Source organism: Saccharothrix sp. NRRL B-16314, assembly GCF_000716595.1.
In the GTDB taxonomy this organism is placed as follows: Bacteria; Actinomycetota; Actinomycetes; order Mycobacteriales; family Pseudonocardiaceae; genus Actinosynnema.
The window spans coordinates 22,431-40,740 of record NZ_JNXC01000018.1 but is presented as its reverse complement, the minus strand read 5'-3'; the positions used below and the strand labels follow the sequence as shown (position 1 = coordinate 40,740).

The following is an 18,310-nucleotide window of genomic DNA, read 5'->3' as shown; positions in this document are numbered from 1 at the left end:
GACCGTACCAGGGACCGTTTGCGCAGGTGAGCGGACCACGTGAAGCGTGTCGCGATTTGGTCGTGATCACATCTCCAGGGACGCCCGGATCGCGTCCACCGCAGACCGCAATGATGCGGCCTCAGGGCCGTGCCTGAGCACGTCCCGGGAGGACGTCGGCAGCACTCCGCGCAGGTCGGATCCGAACAGCGCGCGCAGGTCCGCGACCGTTGCGCCCTGCGCCCCGAAACCCGGCGCGAGGATGGGTCCGCGCAGGTCAGAGAGGTCGACGTCGAGTTCGTCCAGGGTCGCGCCGACGACGAGGCCGACGTCCCCGAACGGCTCCGCGCCCGCGTTCGCACGGGCCGCCGCGTCCACGACGGACTGCGCGACGGAGCGCCCTCCCGGGCCCACCGCGCGCTGCACGGAAGCGCCCTCCGGATTCGAAGTCAACGCGAGCACGAATAGTCCGCGACCGCTCGCCGCGGCGGCTTCCAGGGCCGGGTCGAGCGATCCGAACCCGAGGTACGGCGACACGGTGACCGCGTCGCCGGCGAGCGGCGAGCCCTCGGTGAGGTAGGCCGCCGCGTACGCGGCCATGGTCGAGCCGATGTCGCCGCGCTTGGCGTCGACCAGGACCAGCGTGCCGCTGTCCCTGAGGTCCGCGATGACCCGTTCCAGCACCGCGACGCCCCGCGAGCCGTGCGCCTCGAAGAACGCCGACTGGGGCTTGACCACCGCGACCCGGCCGCCGAACGCCTCCACGCAGGTCAGCGCGAACCGCTCCAGCCCCGCGGCGTCCTGGGAGAGCCCCCAGGACGCCAGCAGGCCCGGGTGCGGGTCGATGCCCACGCAGAGCGGTCCGTGCTCGGAGATCGCCTTCGAGAGGCGTGCGCCGAACCTCACGCGTCACCCCGCAGCGCCGCCTGGAGGGCCTGGAGCGGCCGGACGCCGATGTCGCCGCGGATGGCGGCCTCGATGCCGTGCACGGCCGCCGCCGCGCCCTGGATCGTGGTGACGCACGGGATGTCCTTGGCCACGGCCGCGGTGCGGATCTCGTAGCCGTCGATGCGCGGCCCGTTGTTGCCGTACGGCGTGTTGATGATCATATCGACGGTGCCCGCGAGGATGGCGTCCACGATGTTGTCGGCGCCCTCGAAGTGCTTGCGGACGACCGTGCACGGGATGCCGTTGCGGCGCAGCACCTCGGCCGTGCCGGCCGTGGCCAGCACCTCGAAGCCCAGGTCCGCGAGCCGCTTGACCGGGAAGATCATGGCCCGCTTGTCCCGGTTGGCCACCGACACGAACACCCTGCCCGACGTGGGCAGTGAGCCGTACGAGGCCGTCTGCGACTTGGCGTAGGCCATGCCGAACGACACGTCGATGCCCATCACCTCGCCGGTCGACTTCATCTCCGGGCCGAGCAGCGAGTCGACGCCCTTGCCCTCCGGCGTGCGGAACCGGTGGAACGGGAGGACGGCCTCCTTGACCGCGACCGGCGCGTGCGCGGGCAGCTTCGCGCCGTCGCCGGTCTTGGGCAGCAGCCCTTCCGCGCGCAGCTGGGCCACGGTCGCGCCGAGCATGATCCGGGCGGCGGCCTTGGCCAGCGGCACCGCCGTGGCCTTGGAGACGAACGGCACGGTGCGGGAGGCGCGCGGGTTGGCCTCCAGGACGTAGAGCACGTCGTCCTTCAGCGCGTACTGCACGTTGAGCAGGCCGCGCACGCCGATGCCGTCGGCGATGGCCCGCGTCGACCGCCGGACCGCCTCGATGTCCGACTCCCCGAGGGTGATGGGCGGCAGCGCGCACGCCGAGTCGCCGGAGTGCACGCCGGCCTCCTCGATGTGCTCCATCACACCGCCGATGAACACGTCGGTGCCGTCGTAGAGGGCGTCCACGTCGATCTCGATGGCGTCGTCGAGGAACCGGTCGACCAGCACCGGGTGCTCCGGGCTGACGTCGGTCGCGCGCTGGATGTAGCCGCGCAGGGACTCCTCGTCGTAGACGATCTCCATGCCGCGCCCGCCGAGCACGTACGACGGCCGCACCAGCACCGGGTAGCCGATCTCGTCCGCGATGGCCTTGGCGTGCGCGAACGACGTGGCCATGCCGTACTTCGGCGCGGGCAGCCCGGCGTCGGTGAGCAGCTGGCCGAACGCGCCGCGCTCCTCGGCGAGGTGGATGGCGTGCGGCGGGGTGCCGACGACCGGCACGCCCGCGTCGGCGAGCCGCTGCGCCAGGCCCAGCGGTGTCTGGCCGCCGAGCTGCACGATCACGCCGGCGACCGTGCCGGAGCGCTGCTCGGAGTGGAACACCTCCAGCACGTCCTCGAACGTCAGCGGCTCGAAGTACAGCCGGTCCGCCGTGTCGTAGTCGGTGGAGACGGTCTCCGGGTTGCAGTTGACCATCACGGTCTCGTACCCGGCCTCGCGCAGCGCCATGGCCGCGTGCACGCACGAGTAGTCGAACTCGATGCCCTGGCCGATCCGGTTCGGCCCGGAGCCGAGGATCAGCACCTTCGGCTTGTCGCGCTGCTCGGCCACCTCGGTCTCGGCCTCGGGATCGAGCTCGTAGGCCGAGTAGTGGTACGGGGTCTTGGCGGCGAACTCGGCGGCGCACGTGTCGACCGTCTTGAACACCGGCCGCACGCCGAGCTTGTGGCGGAGGGCGCGGACGCCGTCCTCACCGGCCAGCTCGGACCGCAGCGCGGCCACCTGCCGGTCGGACAGCCCGGCCCGCTTCGCCTTGCGCAGGAGGCGTTCGTCGAGCACCGGCGCGTCCTCGATCTCGCGGCGCAGCCCGACCAGCCACGCCATCTGCTCGATGAACCACGGGTCGATGCCCGACGCCTCGTGCACCTGCTCGATGCTCGCGCCGAGCCGCAGCGCGCGGTCCACCGTGTACAGCCGGCCGTCGTGGCCACCGCGCAGGGCGTCCATGGTGGACTCCAGCGACACGTCGGGGTCCGGAGTGGTCCAGAACCCGGCGGCCTTCGTCTCCATGGAGCGCAGCGCCTTGCCCAGCGCCTCCACGAAGCTGCGGCCGATGGACATGGCCTCGCCCACCGACTTCATGGTCGTGGTGAGCGTGCTGTCCGCGCCGGGGAACTTCTCGAACGCGAACCTCGGCACCTTCACCACGACGTAGTCGAGGGTCGGTTCGAAGCTGGCCGGTGTCTCGCCCGTGATGTCGTTGCGGATCTCGTCCAGCGTGTAGCCGATGGCGAGCTTCGCGGCGATCTTGGCGATCGGGAAGCCGGTCGCCTTCGACGCGAGGGCGGAGGAGCGGGACACCCGCGGGTTCATCTCGATCACGACCATGCGGCCGTTGCCGGGGTGGATGGCGAACTGGATGTTGCAGCCGCCGGTGTCCACCCCGACCTCGCGGATGACCGCGATGCCCACGTCGCGCATGTGCTGGTACTCGCGGTCGGTGAGGGTCATCGCCGGCGCCACGGTCACCGAGTCGCCGGTGTGCACGCCCATCGGGTCGATGTTCTCGATGGAGCAGACGACGACCACGTTGTCGTTGCGGTCGCGCATCAGCTCCAGCTCGTACTCCTTCCAGCCGAGCACGCTCTCCTCGATCAGCACCTCGGTGACCGGCGACTCGGCCAGGCCGGAGGCGGCCAGCCGCTCCAGCTCCTCCGGGGTGTGCGCCATGCCCGAGCCGAGGCCGCCCATGGTGAACGACGGCCGGATGACGACCGGCAGGCCCAGCTCGGCCACGGTCGCGCGGACGTCCTCCATGGTCTTGCAGACCGCGCTGCGCGGCACGTCCGCGCCGATCTTGCGGACCAGGTCCTTGAAGATCTGCCGGTCCTCGCCGCGCTGGATGGCGTCGATGTCCGCGCCGATCAGCTCGACGTCGTACTTCTCCAGCACACCGCGCTCGTGCAGCGCGATGGCCGTGTTCAGCGCCGTCTGGCCGCCCAGCGTGGCCAGGATGGCGTCCGGCCGCTCGGCCGCGATGACCTTCTCCACGAACTCCGCGGTGATGGGCTCGACGTAGGTGGCGTCGGCGAACTCGGGGTCCGTCATGATCGTCGCCGGGTTCGAGTTGACCAGGGAGACCCGCAGGCCCTCCTCGCGCAGCACCCGGCACGCCTGGGTGCCGGAGTAGTCGAACTCGCAGGCCTGGCCGATGACGATCGGGCCGGAGCCGATGACCAGAACGTGCTTGAGATCAGTCCTCTTCGGCATGGTCAGCGACCCTCGCTCATCATCGTCACGAACTCGTCGAACAGCGGGGCGGCGTCGTGCGGACCGGCCGCCGCTTCCGGGTGGTACTGCACGCTGAACGCGGGCACCTCCAGGGCGCGGACGCCCTCGACCGTGCCGTCGTTCGGGCAGTAGTGGCTGAGCAGCACGCGGCCGAAGTCGGAGGTGAACTCCTCCCCCGGCTCGCCCTCCAGCGCGAAGCCGTGGTTCTGCGACGTGATCGCCACCTTGCCGGTGGACACGTCGATGACCGGGATGTTGATGCCCCGGTGGCCGTAGCGCATCTTGTACGTGTCGCGGCCCAGCGCGCGGCCCAGGATCTGGTTGCCGAAGCAGATGCCGAACAGCGGGATGCGCCGGTCCAGCACGCCCCGGGTCAGCTCGACCGCGTGCGCCTGGGTGGCCGGGTCGCCGGGGCCGTTGGACAGGAAGACCCCGTCCGGCTTGACCGCCAGCAGGTCGTCCACGGTGGAGGTCAGCGGCAGCACGTGCACCTCGATGCCGCGGGCGGCCATCATCCGCGGGGTGTTGGACTTGATGCCCAGGTCCAGCGCGGCGACGGTGAACCGGCGCTCGCCGACGGCCTCGACCACGTACGGCTCGGCCGTGGTCACGTCGCCCGCCAGGTCGGCGCCCTTCATCGTGGGCGCGCTGCGGACCCGGTCCAGCATCTCCTCGACGCCGCCCAGGTCGTCACCGGAGAACACGCCCGCGCGCATCGCGCCCTGCTCGCGCAGGTGGCGGGTGAGCATCCTGGTGTCGACGCCGGCGACGCCGACGATCCCCTGGTCCACCAGCTCCTCGTCCAGGCCGCGCTTGGACCGCCAGTTCGACGGCACCCGCGAGGGGTCGCGGACGACGTACCCGGCGACCCAGATGCGGCCGGACTCGTCGTCCTCGTCGTTCCAGCCGGTGTTGCCGATCTGCGGCGCGGTCTGCACCACGATCTGGCGGTGGTAGGACGGGTCGGTGAGGGTCTCCTGGTAGCCGGTCATCCCGGTGGAGAACACCACCTCGCCGAGGCTCGCGCCGACGGCGCCGTACGCCTCACCGCGGAACACGCGGCCGTCCTCCAGGACCAGCGCCGCGTTCCTGTCGATCTTGCCGAGGTCGGTCATGCGGAGTCTCCCAGCGCTTGCACCCACTGCTCGTACACGTCCTTGTCGTCGCCCCGGAACCCGGTGTCGAGCACCTTGTCCCCGAGCCGCCAGCGCACGACCAGCAGGCCGTCCGCCGTCATCACCTTGCCCGCGAGGCCACGCGCCGTGCGGGCGCCCGTCACCTGCTCCACCGGGATCCACAGCGCGCTCGCGCCCGTCCGCTCGACCAGCACGCCGTTCTCGGTGAGCTTGAGCGCGGCCTCGGCGCGGTGGCCGATGTCGCCGACCGCGACCCGGTCCTGCCAGTCGTCGCCGATGGTGGTGCCGACGTAGACGCCGGTCGTCTCCAGCACCGTGGCACCGGTGTCGGCGGGCGGGCTCGGGAACTCCGGCAGCACCTCGGCCTGCACGCGGGCGCGGCGCTGCCAGCCGCGCCACATGCCGTACAGGCACAGCAGGAAGACGGCCAGCAAGCCCAAGGACAGCAACAACCTGGTCATGCCGGAATCCTTCCGCCGACGGCCGTCACGCGCCCGCGCAGCAGCGTCGCCACCACCGCGCCCGGCAGCTCCATGCCCTCGAACGGCGTGTTGGCCGCGATGCTGGCGAACGCCGCGCCGCGCACCGTCCAGGAGGCGTCCGGGTCGACCAGGGTCAGGTTGGCCGGCTCGCCGACCTCGATCGGACGGCCCTGGTCGGGCAGGCCCGCGATCTCGGCGGGCCGCTCGCTCATCACCCGCGCGACGCCGCGCCAGTCCAGCAGGCCGGTGTTGACCATCGTCTCGACCACGATCGACAGCGCGGTCTGCAACCCGAGCATGCCGGGACGGGCCGCGGACCACTCGCAGTCCTTGTCCTGCACGGCGTGCGGCGCGTGGTCGGTGGCCACGCAGTCGATGACGCCCTCGGCCAGCGCCTCCCGCAGCACCTTCACGTCGGCCGCCGTGCGCAGCGGCGGGTTGACCTTGTTGACCGGGTCGTAGGTGCCCAGGCGGTCGTCGGTCAGCAGCAGGTGGTGCGGCGTGACCTCGGCCGACACCTCCGTGCCGCGGGCCTTGGCCCACCGGAGCACGTCGGCCGTGCCGGTGGTGGAGACGTGGCAGACGTGCAGCCGGGCGCCCGCGTGCAGCGCCAGCAGGCAGTCCCGCGCCACGATCGACTCCTCGGCGGCGGCCGGCCAGCCCTGGAGGCCCAGCCGGGACGCCTGCTCGCCCTCGTGCGCCTGCGCGCCGACGGTGAGCCGGGGCTCCTCCGCGTGCTGCGCGACGACGACGCCCAGCGCCCTGCTGTACTCCAGCGCGCGCCGCATGATCAGCGGGTCGTGCACGCAGTGGCCGTCGTCGGAGAATACCCGCACGCCGGCCTTGGCCATCGTGCCCAGCTCGGCGAGCTTCACGCCCTCCAGGCCCACGGTGACCGCGCCGACCGGGTGCACGTCCACCAGGCCGACCTCGCGGCCACGGCGGGCGACGTGCTGGACCACGACCTCGTTGTCCGCGACCGGGTTCGTGTTGGCCATGGCGAAGACGGCCGTGTAGCCGCCCAGCGCGGCGGCGGCGGAGCCGGTGGCGATGGTCTCGGTGTCCTCGCGGCCGGGTTCCCGCAGGTGGGTGTGCAGGTCGACGAAACCGGGCAGCAGGACCGCGCCGTTCCCCTCGACCACGTCCGCTTCTTCGGTGATCCCACCGATCCCGGCGATCACGCCGTCGCGGATCAGCACGTCGACCGGATCACCCTCGCCGTACGGCCGTACTCCCCTGAGGATCAAAGAGATCGCGGGGCTACTCGTGTTCATCTGTTCGGTCGCAAGCTCCCTCACGGGGTTTCCTCCTCGTGGGCAAGCAGGTGGTAGAGGACGGCCATGCGCACGTGCACGCCGTTGCGCACCTGGTCGGTGATGGCGGCACGGGGCGAGTCGGCGACCGCCGAGGCGATCTCCATGCCGCGCAGCATCGGACCGGGGTGCAGCACGACCGCGTGCTCCGGCAGCAGCTTCAGCCGGTTCTCGCTCAGGCCGTAGGCGATGGAGTACTCACGGGCCGACGGGAAGAACCCGCCGTGCATCCGCTCGGCCTGAACCCGCAGCAGCATCACGGCGTCCTGGCTGGGCAGTTCGGCGTCCAGCTCGTGCGAGACGGTGACGGGCCAGCTCTCCACGCCCGTCGGCAGCAGGGTCGGCGGCGCGACCAGCGTCACGTCCGCACCCAGCGCGGTGAGCAGGTGCACGTTCGAGCGGGCGACCCGGCTGTGCAGCACGTCGCCGACGATCGCGATCCGCCGGTCCCGCAGGTCGCCGAGGCGTTCCCGCAGGGTCGCCGCGTCCAGGAGGGCCTGGGTGGGGTGCTCGTGCATGCCGTCGCCCGCGTTGACGACCGACGTGCCCGCCTCCCGCAGCCAGCCGGCCAGCCGGTGCGCCGCGCCGGACGCCGGGTGCCGCACGATGACGCAGTCCGCGCCCGCCGCGGCCAGGGTCAGCGCGGTGTCCCGCAGCGACTCGCCCTTGCTCACGCTGGAGCCGGAGGACGAGACGTTCACCACGTCCGCGCTCATCCACTTGCCCGCGATCTCGAAGCTCACGCGAGTGCGGGTGGAGTTCTCGTAGAACATCGTGATGACCGTGCGACCGCGCAACGTCGGCAGTTTGCGCACTTCACGGCCTTCGAGGGACTGCTTGAGGTTCGCCGCGGTGTCCAGGATGGCGGTCGCCTGCGCCGGGTCGATGCCCTCGGTGGTGAGCAGGTGCTTCACCGCAGCACCACCCCGTCCCGCTGGTCGAACTCCTCCAGCAGCACGTGGACCTCCTCGGTACGGGCCGTGGGCACGTTCTTGCCCACGTAGTCCGCGCGGATCGGCAGCTCGCGGTGGCCGCGGTCGACCAGGACGGCCAGCTGGACGGCCCGCGGCCGGCCGTGGTCGCGCAGGGCGTCGAGCGCGGCGCGGATCGTGCGACCGGAGAACAGCACGTCGTCCACCAGGACCACGAGCTTGTCGTCGACGCCGCCCTCGGGCAGCTTGGTCGCCTCCAGCGGGCGGGTGGGGCCGCGGCGCAGGTCGTCCCGGTAGAGGGTGACGTCCAGCGTGCCGGTCGGCACCTCGACACCGGCGAACTCGGCGATCCTGACGGCCAAGCGGCGGGCCAGCGGCGCTCCCCGGCTCGGAATCCCCATCAGGACTACTGCGGGTGCGCTCGGTGCATCAAGAGCGGTCTTCTCGATGATCTGATGGGCCATTCGGGCGACGGTGCGCGCGACGTCGCCGGCCGACAGGAGCTCGCGCTCCCGGGCCGGGTCCGTCGCGCCACGTTGACGTGGCGCCACGGTTGGACCTCCTTCCCCGCCTCGCTGGACGGGTCCTTAAAGGACGTCGGACACCCGGCTGCGACCGGGCTGACCAGGACCGTATCAGGCTCGGGCGGTCAATCTTCCGGGTGGTGTGCGTGGTCTCGCCCACCTGGGCCGGCGAGATCAGCTTGACCTGGTGACCACGGAGAGCAATCATTACTCTGCGTATTGATCTAAGCCTCCCCGCGGCAGTCCCCTACCGGCTGACGGGGCGAATGAACGGAGAACCGCCACATGGGCGACTACGCCAAGGCGCTGGGGGCAAAGCTCCGCGCGATCCGCCAGCAGCAGGGCCTGTCTTTGCACGGCGTCGAGCAGAAGTCCGGCGGTCGCTGGAAGGCCGTGGTCGTCGGCTCGTACGAGCGCGGCGACCGCGCCGTGACCGTGCAGAAGCTCGCCGAGCTGGCCGACTTCTACGGCGTCCCGGTGGCCGAGCTGCTGCCCGAGGGCCGGGTGCCGTCCGGCGCGGAGCCCGCCACCAAGATCGTCATCAACCTGGAGCGGCTGCAACAGCTGCCCGCGGAGAAAGTCGGGCCGCTGGCCCGGTACGCGGCCACCATCCAGAGCCAACGCGGCGACTACAACGGCAAGGTGCTGTCCATCCGGACCGAGGACCTGCGTTCGCTCGCCATCATCTACGACATGACCCCCGGCGAGCTGACCGAGCAGCTCATCGACTGGGGCGTGCTGCCCCCCGAGGCCCGTCCGGCCAAGGAGGACTGAACGCGGAAGGGCCACCCGCCGGTTCGGACGGGTGGCCCCTGCGCGGTGCTTGAGCGGGTGCCGGGCTGGTGCTCGAGCCGTCGGGCTAGAGCACGGCCCTGAGCTGGTCTGCGATGACCGCGATCCGGCCGAGCACACCGTTGACGAACCGCGGCGAGTCGTCCGTGGACAGGCCCTTGGCCAGCTCCACCGCCTCGTCGATGGCGACCGCGTCGGGCACGTCGGCCGCCCACAGCAGCTCGAACAGCCCGATCCGCAGGACCGCCCGGTCCACCGCGGGCATCCGCTGGAGCGTCCAGCCCTCGGCGTGCTCGGAGATCAGGTCGTCGATGCGCGAGCGGTGCGCCGTGACGCCTTCCACGAGCGTGATCGTGTAGTCGTTCACCGGCGGGACGTCCGTCGAACCGACCCGGTCCGCGATCAGCGTCACCGGGTCGACGCCACGCAGGTCCGCTTCGTAGAGGACGTCGAGCGCGCGTTTCCGGGCCTTGCTCCGTGCGCCCATCTCAGCCGTTCACTCGGCCGAGGTAACGGCCGTCGCGGGTGTCGACCTTGATCTTCTCGCCGGTCGTGACGAACAGCGGGACCTGGATCTCCGCGCCCGTCTCCAGCGTGGCGGGCTTGGTGCCGCCGGTGGAGCGGTCGCCCTGGAGGCCCGGGTCGGTGTGCTGGATCACGAGCTCGACCGAGGTCGGGAGCTCGATGTAAAGCGCGACGCCCTCGTGCATGGCGACGATCGCTTCCTGGTTCTCCAGCATGTAGTTCGCCGCGTCGCCGACCGTCTCGGCCGGGATGCTGATCTGGTCGTAGGTGTCGCCGTCCATGAAGACGAAGTCGGCGCCGTCCTTGTACAGGTAGGTCATGCCGCGCTTGTCGACGGTGGCCGTCTCGACCTTGGTGCCCGCGTTGAAGGTCCGGTCCACGACCTTGCCCGACAGGACGTGCTTCAACGTGGTGCGCACGAAGGCGCCGCCCTTGCCCGGCTTGACGTGCTGGAACGCGGTGACGGTCCACAGCTGGCCGTCGAGGTTCAGCACCAGGCCGTTCTTCAGGTCGTTGGTGGTGGCCACGGTGGTGGGCTCTCCTGTTGCGTGAGTGAGGGGACGTCGGCTCGGCCGACTGATCCGACTTCAGACGATCCGACTAGCAGAGCTCCACGAGCTCCTTCATGGTCAGGGTGAGGAGCTCCGGGGCGCCTTCGCGCACCACGAGCGTGTCCTCGATGCGGACACCACCCCTCCCGGCCAGGTACACACCGGGCTCGACGGTGACCGCCATACCGGGCAGAAGTGTACCGTCACCCGCCCTGGAGAGAGTGGGAGCCTCGTGGATCTCCAGGCCGACGCCGTGGCCGAGGCCGTGCACGAACTGCTCGCCGAACCCGGCGGCCTCGATCACGCCGCGCGCCGCCGCGTCCACGTCCGGGATGCGGGCCCCCGGTTCGAGCGCCGCCCGCCCGGCCGCCTGCGAGGTCGCGACCAGTCGGTACAGGTCGCGCTGCCAGTCCGCGGCCCGGCCGACGACCAGGGTGCGGGTCATGTCCGAGTGGTAGCCGTCGACCAGCGCGCCGAAGTCCAGCTTGACGAAGTCGCCGTCCTGGACCACGGCGTCCGTCGGCCGGTGGTGCGGCACCGCCGAGTTGGCGCCCGCCGCCACGATCGACTCGAACGAGGGACCGGCCGCGCCGTGGTCGAGCATGCGGCTCTCCAGCTCGCGGGCGATGTCCTTCTCGGTGCGGCCCGCGCGCAGGCCGCCGTGCTCGATGAGGTCCGCCAGCGCGCGGTCGGCCGCCGCGCACGCCATCCGCAGCGCCTCGACCTCGGCGTCGTCCTTGACCACCCGCAGCTGCTCGACCAGGTCGGACGCGCGGAGCAGCTCGACGCCGTGGCCGGCCTCCGTCAACCCGTCCAGGCCGTCCACGGTGACGTGGCCGCTCTCGAACCCCACCCGGTCCAGGCCCGCCTTCGACGCCCGCTCCACCAGCGCCACGTCGCACGGCCGGTCGATGACCCGTTCCAGGTCGGGCACCTGCGCCGCGGCCTGGGTGAGGTAGCGGCCGTCGGTGCAGAACACCGCGCCGTCGTCCGAGTCGGCGTGCACCAGCAGCGCCGCGTTCGACCCGGTGAACCCGGTCAGGTAGCGGACGTTCAGCAGGTTCGTCACCAGCAGGGCGTCCAGCTCCCGGTCCCGGAGCGTGGCGCGCAGGGCGGCGCGGCGAGTGGAGTGCGGCATACAGGCAGCCTAAGGCCCGGCGAGCCACCTCACACTGCCGCTCGATCGGGTGAACCGTGCTGGATCGTGCGACGTTTCTCGTGACTCGCCGTGCCGTCGTGCACGGCTCCTGACGAGCACTATGTGCGGCCGTCCGTCACCCCTAGGGTGGAACGCATGCGCACGTGGCTGGTCCGAGGTTTCTGGATGGGGTTGTTCCACGGCGGGGTGCAGACCGGCACCTCCGCGGTGAGCGTGCACAGCCCCGAGGCGGCCTCGTCGATCCGGTACATCGCGATCGCGCTGGTCGTCGTGATCGGCCTGCTGTGGGGTGCGCTGGACGCGTGGCGGCAGCTCGAAGGGCGCGGCATGGTGTGGTTCACCGCCGCCCTGGTGGCCGGGCCGCTGGCCGGGATCGCGGGCGTGGTCGGCCGGTCGCTGGTGGACCAGACCGGGCTGGAAGCGCTGTGGCCCGCGCTGACCGGCGGTGCGGCGTTCACCGCGCTGCTGGTCATGGCGACGGCGGCGGTCGGGATCGGCATCGGCAACGCGCTGCCCCAGCCGGACGGGTCGCGGCAGCCCGACGGGTCGCGTTAGCCCGACCCTTCCGGCCCCGTCAGCCCGACCCTGCCAGCCCGACCCGCCAGCCCGGTCAGCCCGACGGGTCGCGTTAGCCCGACCCGGCCGGCCCCGTCAGCCCGTCCGCCGTCAGCGGCGCAGGTCGCCGCCCTTCGCGTACGCCTCCCACGCGGCCTTCGTGACCAGCGTCGGCTCGGAGGAGTTCAGCGCGGTGATCTCGTCGGCGGCCGGACCCGAGCCGATGACCCACAGCTCGTCCGCGTCGTCGTCCCTGCTGAGCAGCAGCCCGATCCGGCCGTCGGGCGCGCGCAGCGCCTTGGCGCCCGCCGGGATGGTGGCGACGACCGGCAGCACGTCCACCACCGGAGGGCGCCGGTCCAGCACCTTCGCGGCCAGCCGGTCGGTCACCGAGCGGCGCTCGATCCGGATCACCTTGCCGCGCAGCACGAGGTCCATGGTGTTCCGCGGTGACGGCACGGCGAACCCGTGCAGCACCGCCGCCGACGACTCGTCCGTGCAGCCGGGCACGCCCACCAGGTCGAGGCCGAACTGCTGGAGGTCGGTCGGCGCGGCGGCCGGGCCGTCCACGGTCGCGCGGATGACGTCCACCGCGATCCGGCCGCACGGGTCCTCGCCCGACACCGGCGCGTGCCCGAGGGCGGTGCGGACCAGGCCGGGGCCTTCCCGCCACTGGCCGGGGATGTGCACCTTGGGGTGCGGGTTGGCGGTGAAATCCTTGTTCCAGAACGTCAGGGTGGTCCCCGCCTCGGTCTCGTGCGCGATGACGAACGCCCGCAGCACGTCGACGTACATCCAGTCGGCGCTGAACGCGTCGACCACCGAGCGGGTGCGCTTCGTGCGGGTGTCGGGCACGGACTGGAAGCCGTCGGGGCCGAGGGCCTGCACCCCGGAGGCGAACGTCGCGTCCTTCGAGCGCAGCACGAACTGGCCCGCGCCGTTCCACCCGGCCGCCTCACCGGTGGTGTCGGTGAACATCAGGTAGAACCAGTCCTCCACGACCAGCACCGACGGCTGGCCCGCGCCGTAGGTGTTGTCCCGGGTCTTGTCGTAGGACGGGCTCACGATCGGCGCGCCGCCCGCGGCCCGCGCCCACGACAGGCCGTCCGTGCTGGTGGCGACGCCGATGGCGTTGCCGTGCGCGTGGTCGCCCGCCGCGCCGGTGTAGTAGAGGAAGTACGTGCCGCCGATCTTGACCACCGACGGGTCGCAGGTGTGCACGCCGTCGAAGCCGGTGACGCTGCCGGACAGCACCGGCATGGCCGGGGCGCCGTTCGGCGCGACGAACGGTCCGGCCGCCGAGCCGCTCTCCGAGTAGAGCAGGTCGTCGCCGGCGGGCACGGCGGCGCCGAGCTGGCTGCACCACCACATCCGGTGCCGCCCGCCCTCCAGCAGGACCGTCGGGCCGTAGTTGTACGGCGAGTCCCCGCCGCCGTAGGCGACCACCGCGGCGCTCCACCGGCCGCGGTCGGTGGCCAGCGCCACCGGCGCGGGTCTGCGGGTGCTGCTGGGTGCGCTGCCGGTCGTGCTGTCGCTCGTCGCGGCCGGGCTCGACGCGCTGCTGCTCCCGGAGGCCTCCGGTGCCGGGTCCGCTGCACCCGGGGCGCAGGCCGCCAGCACGGTGACGACGAGCGCGGACCCGAGGAACTTCGCCGCTCCGGGACTGGCCATGGCGGGGCGGATCTCCACTTCTCCAGACGGATGCACATCGGGACACGGCGCGCGGGGATTCGGCACAACGCCCGGTGTCGTAACAGTGTAGAGATCGACTCGACCGTTCGGTTGTCAACCGGACGAGGCCACCAGCTCCACTTCGAAGCCGTCCGTGTTCTCCAGGTACCCGGCGTAGTGCTCCGGGCCACCCGCATGGGGATACCGGTCCGCGAACAGCGGCGACCACCCGTGGTCGGTGGCCGCGCTCACCAGCCGGTCCACCTCGGTCCGTTCCGCCACGTGGAACGCAAGGTGGTTGAGGCCGGTGCCGAGGCGGTGGTGTGCGTCCATCGCGGGTGACTGCTCGACCACCATGTAGGTGGGGCCGAGCCGCCAGCTCACGCCCGCGGGCCAGCGCTGGTACTCGGCCCAGCCCAGTTCGCCGAGCAGCCAGCCGATGCTCTGCTCGGCGCGGGCCAGGTCGGGCACCCACAGTTCGACGTGGTGCAGGTGCCCGGCGCTCATCCCGGCTTCGCGGCGGGCGTCACAGCAGGACGCTCCCACCCGACCTCGGCTCGGCCGCCACCGCGGAGTAGGCCGCCGCGATCAGCGCCGGGTCCGGGCCTTCCAGCCGACCGGGCTTGGCCAGGCCGTCGAGCACGACGAACCGCAGCACGCCGGACCTGGTCTTCTTGTCGGACCGCATGCCCTCCATGAGCTGGCCGAGCGCGTCCGGGTCGTAGCCGGTCGGCAGGCCGAGCGACGTGAGGATCGAGCGGTGGCGGTCGGCGGTGGCGTCGTCCAGCCTGCCCGCGAGGCGGGCCAGTTCGGCGGCGAACACCAGCCCGACGCTGACCGCCGCGCCGTGCCGCCAGCGGAACCGCTCGCGGCGCTCGATGGCGTGCGCGAGGGTGTGGCCGTAGTTCAGGATCTCCCGCAGGTCCGATTCACGCAGGTCGGTCGACACCACGTCGGCCTTGACCTGGATCTTGCGCCGGACCAGCTCCCCGATCACGTCACCGGTCGGGTCCAGCGCGGCCTCGGGGTCGGCTTCGATCAGGTCGAGGATCACCGGGTCGGCGATGAAACCGCCCTTGACCACTTCGGCCATGCCGGCCACGAGTTCGTTGCGCGGCAACGTCTCCAGCGTGGCCAGGTCGACCAGCACCGCGTTCGGCTCGTAGAACGTGCCGACCAGGTTCTTGCCCGCGTCGGTGTTGATGCCGGTCTTGCCGCCGACCGCGGCGTCCACCATCGCCAGCAGCGTGGTCGGCACGTGGACCAGCTTCACGCCGCGCATCCACGTGGAGGCGACGAACCCGGCCAGGTCGGTCACCGCGCCACCGCCGAGGCCGACCACCGCGTCGGTGCGGCCCAGGCCCATCCGGCCGAACACGTCCCAGCAGTACCCGGCGACCCGCAGGTCCTTGCCGTCCTCGGCGTCGGGCACCTCGACGCGGTGCGCGTCGATCCCGGCCTCGGCCAGCGCCTCCCGGACCGCTTCGGCGGTCTCGGCCAGGGTGGGCGTGTGGACGATCGCCGCCTTGGCCGTGCCCTTCAGGGTCTCCACCAGGTCGCCGAGCAGGCCGCGGCCCACCACCACGTCGTACGGTCGTTCCGCGGCCACGCGGATCCGCACCGGCTCGCCCATCACCACTCCCCTCGTCGGGTCACCATTCGACCACGTCCGCTCCGAGCGCCTCGGCGCCCCACACCCCGGCCAGCACGTCGGCCTGGGCCTTGACCGCCCGGCGCGCCGCGCCCTTCACCTTCGACCAGCCCTTGACCTGGAACGTCACCGTCCGGCCGCGGAACCCGTGCCGCCACGTCCCGGCCACCCGGCCGTGCAGGACGAGCGCGCCGGGGCTGCCGACCGGCCGCCACACCTGCCGGGCCACGTCCGGGTCGGCGACCAGGTGGCGCGGGCCGAGGAGGTACGGGTCGCGCGGGAACAGCAGCAGGCCGGCGGGCGGGTCCGGTGCTTCGCGCACGTCCTCGTGCGCCAGCAGCAGCCGCTTGCCGTCGACCCGGACCGGGCGCAGGTCCGGCCAGGCGTCCTGAGGTCCCGCGCCGAGCCACTTCTCCGCGTCCGCCTTGGCGAACGGGCCCACCAGCCGCGCGTAGTCCCGCAACAAGGTCGGTTCGCCGGGCGCTTCGACCGGTGGTTTCGCGGTCGGGCGGCGGAAGGTGAGCTTCGCGCCGAGGTGTTCCAGCTCGATGCCCGCGAGCAGCGTGCCGAGCCGGAACACGTTCTCGATGACGTGCTCGACCCCGCACCCCGGGCAGTGGGGCCTGACGACGTCTGGCAGACCCGGGCTGATCGCCGCGGAGAGCTCGCCCTTGGTGGCCGTGTCGCCGGGGAACTCGCGGTGCATCGCGTCCACGACCAGGTCGACGTGGTCCAGGTCGGGCACCGGGAACGCGCCGCACCACGCGGCCAGCTGCTCCGGCGTGCGCGGGCGGAGTTGGCGGCGCAACGCGGGCAGGTCCTCGCGGCGGTGCAGGTGGGGCGCCCCGCGCAGGCTCAGCACGCGGGCCAGGTCCTCGGTGCCCTCGCGACGGCCTCGGACGCCGAGCGCCGCCGCACCCGTCTTGGGCGGGCTGTCCACGACGCCCAGCGCGAGCACCGCGTCGGCGTCGTCCCCGTGCAGGCCCTGCACGGCGGCGCGGTGCGCGAGGACCCGCGCTCCCGTCAGTTCCACGGACCCATTCTCACCGGATCGGGTCGTGTCAGGCCTGGTGGGCGAGCACGGCGTCAACCACCTGCTCCGGGGTGAGGTCGTCGGTGACGACCTCGATGGTGGCGACCTCCCGGTACAGCGGCAGGCGGGCGTCCAGCAGGGACTTGAACGTCGCCCGCGGGTTCACGCCGGCCAGCAGCGGTCGGGCGGCGGACATGCCGGTGCGCTTCACGCCCTCGGCCATGCCGACGTTGAGGAAGACGACGGTCTCACCGGTCAGGCGGTCGCGGGTGGCCGTGGACAGCACCGCGCCGCCGCCGAGCGCCAGCACGCCGTCGTGGGTCTTCAGGCCTTCGGCGACGGCTTCCTCCTCCAGCGCGCGGAAGGCGGGCTCGCCGTCGCCGGTGAAGATGTCGGAGATCGGCTTGCCCGCGGTGGCCACCACGTCCTCGTCGGTGTCGCGGAAGCCGATGCCGAGGCGTTCGGCGAGCAGCTGACCGACCGTCGTCTTCCCGGCGCCGGGCGGGCCGAGGACGACGAAGCGGGGGCTCACAGCCCTTCCCAACGGGCTTCCAGCGCCTCCAGGTAGGAAGCGACGTTGCGCCGGGTCTCGGCGATCGAGTCGCCGCCGAACTTCTCCAGCGCCGTCTCGGCCAGCACCAGCGCCACCACGGACTCCAGCACCACGCCCGCGCGCGGCACCGCGCACACGTCCGAGCGCTGGTGGATCGCGACCGCGGGCTCACCGGTTCGGACGTCCACAGTGGACAGAGCACGGGGGACGGTCGAGATGGGCTTCATGGCCACCCGGACGCGCAGCGGCTCGCCGTTGGTGATGCCGCCCTCCAGGCCGCCGGCCCGGTTGGACCGCCGGGTGACGCCCTTCGGCCCGGTCCCCCGGTCGATCTCGTCGTGCGCCTCGCTGCCCCACCGCTCGGCGGTGGTGAAGCCGTCGCCGATCTCCACGCCCTTCATCGCCTGCACGCCCATCAGCGCGCCGGCCAGGCGGGCGTCGAGGCGGCGGTCCCAGTGCACGTGCGAGCCGAGGCCCGGCGGCAGGCCGTAGGCGATCACCTCGATCACCCCGCCGACGGTGTCACCCGCCTCCTTGACCGCCTCGACCTCGGCCACCATCGCCTCGGTGCCGCGCGGGTCGAAGGCCCGGACCGGGCTCGCGTCGACGGCGGCCAGGTCACCGGGGCCCGGCACGGGGGCGTCGGCGGGGGTCTTGGCCTTGCCGATGGAGACGACGTGGCTGACCACGTCCACGTCGAAGACCTGCTTGAGGAAGTGCCGTGCGACCGTGCCGAGCGCGGTGCGGGCGGCGGTCTCGCGGGCGCTGGCGCGTTCCAGCACCGGTCGGGCCTCGTCGAAGCCGAACTTCTGCATGCCGGGCAGGTCGGCGTGGCCGGGGCGGGGCCTGGTCAGCGCCTCGTTGCGGCCGGTCGGCTTGAGCAGGCCCGGGTCGACCGGGTCGGCGGACATCACCGTCTGCCACTTGGGCCACTCGCTGTTCCCGATCCGGACCGCGACCGGGCCGCCCTGGGTGAGCCCGTGGCGGACGCCGCCCAGGATCTCGACCTCGTCGGCCTCGAAGCCCATCCGGGGGCTGCGGCCGAAGCCGAGCCGGCGGCGCTCCAGTTGAGCGGTCAGGTCGGCAGTGGTGACCTCGACCCCGGCGACCATGCCTTCCAGCACGGCGACGAGGGCCGGTCCATGGGACTCCCCAGCGGTGATCCAGCGCAGCACACGGCGAATCCTTTCACAGTGTGAATCCAGGCCGGGAGAGCCCAGGTGGGAGACCA

Annotated in this window: 18 protein-coding genes; 2 read left to right on the top strand and 16 right to left on the bottom strand. The window is 72.2% G+C overall.

The genetic code is table 11. The features are described from left to right. Positions 1–66: 66 nt before the first annotated feature. The 7 genes from pyrF to pyrR are packed head-to-tail and all read right to left on the bottom strand — an operon-like array spanning position 67 to position 8,616. Positions 67–885 (bottom strand): orotidine-5'-phosphate decarboxylase, encoded by an 819-nt coding sequence (gene pyrF / locus OQ02_RS23520; RefSeq protein WP_033440722.1) that lies wholly within the window; start codon positions 883–885, stop codon positions 67–69. After that, the gene (gene carB / locus OQ02_RS23515; RefSeq protein WP_033440721.1) at positions 882–4,181 is read right to left on the bottom strand and encodes a carbamoyl-phosphate synthase large subunit; all 3,300 of its coding nucleotides are present in this window, start codon (positions 4,179–4,181) and stop codon (positions 882–884) included. The genes pyrF and carB overlap by 4 nt, the downstream gene beginning before the upstream one ends. Before the next feature lie 2 nt (positions 4,182–4,183). Next, on the bottom strand, positions 4,184–5,317 hold the full coding sequence (carA, locus tag OQ02_RS23510; protein WP_033440720.1) for a glutamine-hydrolyzing carbamoyl-phosphate synthase small subunit: 1,134 nt from the start codon (positions 5,315–5,317) through the stop codon (positions 4,184–4,186). Beyond that, positions 5,314–5,799, bottom strand: coding sequence for a PH-like domain-containing protein (locus OQ02_RS23505; protein ID WP_033440719.1), 486 nt, complete (start codon positions 5,797–5,799; stop codon positions 5,314–5,316). Before OQ02_RS23505 ends, carA begins: the two co-directional genes overlap by 4 nt. Next, complete coding sequence (locus OQ02_RS23500) at positions 5,796–7,094, bottom strand: dihydroorotase (RefSeq protein ID WP_197043458.1); 1,299 nt, start codon at positions 7,092–7,094, stop codon at positions 5,796–5,798. Before OQ02_RS23500 ends, OQ02_RS23505 begins: the two co-directional genes overlap by 4 nt. Before the next feature lie 20 nt (positions 7,095–7,114). Further along, entirely contained in the window at positions 7,115–8,047 is a 933-nt protein-coding gene (locus OQ02_RS23495; protein ID WP_033440718.1) for an aspartate carbamoyltransferase catalytic subunit, read from the bottom strand. Then, positions 8,044–8,616: a bifunctional pyr operon transcriptional regulator/uracil phosphoribosyltransferase PyrR gene (gene pyrR / locus OQ02_RS23490; RefSeq protein ID WP_033440717.1), complete on the bottom strand. Its 573-nt coding sequence runs from the start codon at positions 8,614–8,616 to the stop codon at positions 8,044–8,046. The genes OQ02_RS23495 and pyrR overlap by 4 nt, the downstream gene beginning before the upstream one ends. A 258-nt stretch (positions 8,617–8,874) precedes the next feature. On the opposite strand from pyrR, the gene bldD reads away from it, so the two are divergent. Beyond that, positions 8,875–9,363, top strand: coding sequence for a transcriptional regulator BldD (gene bldD / locus OQ02_RS23485; protein WP_015103676.1), 489 nt, complete (start codon positions 8,875–8,877; stop codon positions 9,361–9,363). 85 nt (positions 9,364–9,448) lie between these two features. Here the strand turns inward: bldD and nusB are convergent, their stop codons facing one another. The 3 genes from nusB to OQ02_RS23470 form a co-directional block, all read right to left on the bottom strand. Next, positions 9,449–9,868: a transcription antitermination factor NusB gene (gene nusB, locus OQ02_RS23480; protein ID WP_033440716.1), complete on the bottom strand. Its 420-nt coding sequence runs from the start codon at positions 9,866–9,868 to the stop codon at positions 9,449–9,451. A gap of 1 nt (position 9,869) precedes the next feature. Beyond that, on the bottom strand, positions 9,870–10,433 hold the full coding sequence (gene efp / locus OQ02_RS23475) for an elongation factor P (RefSeq protein ID WP_033440715.1): 564 nt from the start codon (positions 10,431–10,433) through the stop codon (positions 9,870–9,872). A 73-nt stretch (positions 10,434–10,506) separates the two neighbouring features. Continuing rightward, positions 10,507–11,595, bottom strand: a complete 1,089-nt coding sequence (locus OQ02_RS23470) for a M24 family metallopeptidase (protein ID WP_033440714.1) — start codon at positions 11,593–11,595, stop codon at positions 10,507–10,509. Positions 11,596–11,751: 156 nt separating this feature from the next. Between OQ02_RS23470 and OQ02_RS23465 the strand changes: the two genes are divergently transcribed. Then, positions 11,752–12,171 (top strand): B-4DMT family transporter, encoded by a 420-nt coding sequence (locus OQ02_RS23465; RefSeq protein WP_156077245.1) that lies wholly within the window; start codon positions 11,752–11,754, stop codon positions 12,169–12,171. 111 nt (positions 12,172–12,282) lie between these two features. Here OQ02_RS23465 and OQ02_RS23460 read toward each other — a convergent pair whose 3' ends face one another. The 6 genes from OQ02_RS23460 to aroC form a co-directional block, all read right to left on the bottom strand. Next, on the bottom strand, positions 12,283–13,842 hold the full coding sequence (locus tag OQ02_RS23460; protein ID WP_033440793.1) for a beta-xylosidase: 1,560 nt from the start codon (positions 13,840–13,842) through the stop codon (positions 12,283–12,285). A gap of 114 nt (positions 13,843–13,956) precedes the next feature. Further along, the gene (locus tag OQ02_RS23455; protein WP_033440713.1) at positions 13,957–14,349 is read right to left on the bottom strand and encodes a VOC family protein; all 393 of its coding nucleotides are present in this window, start codon (positions 14,347–14,349) and stop codon (positions 13,957–13,959) included. A gap of 19 nt (positions 14,350–14,368) precedes the next feature. Beyond that, a complete protein-coding gene (gene aroB, locus OQ02_RS23450) occupies positions 14,369–15,475 on the bottom strand; it encodes a 3-dehydroquinate synthase (protein WP_033440792.1) in 1,107 nt (368 codons plus the stop codon). A 19-nt stretch (positions 15,476–15,494) separates the two neighbouring features. Beyond that, the gene (locus OQ02_RS23445; RefSeq protein WP_033440712.1) at positions 15,495–16,526 is read right to left on the bottom strand and encodes a DNA glycosylase AlkZ-like family protein; all 1,032 of its coding nucleotides are present in this window, start codon (positions 16,524–16,526) and stop codon (positions 15,495–15,497) included. A 28-nt stretch (positions 16,527–16,554) separates the two neighbouring features. Then, positions 16,555–17,058: a shikimate kinase gene (locus OQ02_RS23440; protein WP_033440711.1), complete on the bottom strand. Its 504-nt coding sequence runs from the start codon at positions 17,056–17,058 to the stop codon at positions 16,555–16,557. Further along, entirely contained in the window at positions 17,055–18,254 is a 1,200-nt protein-coding gene (aroC, locus tag OQ02_RS23435) for a chorismate synthase (protein ID WP_033440710.1), read from the bottom strand. Before aroC ends, OQ02_RS23440 begins: the two co-directional genes overlap by 4 nt. Between the last annotated feature and the right edge of the window lie 56 nt (positions 18,255–18,310).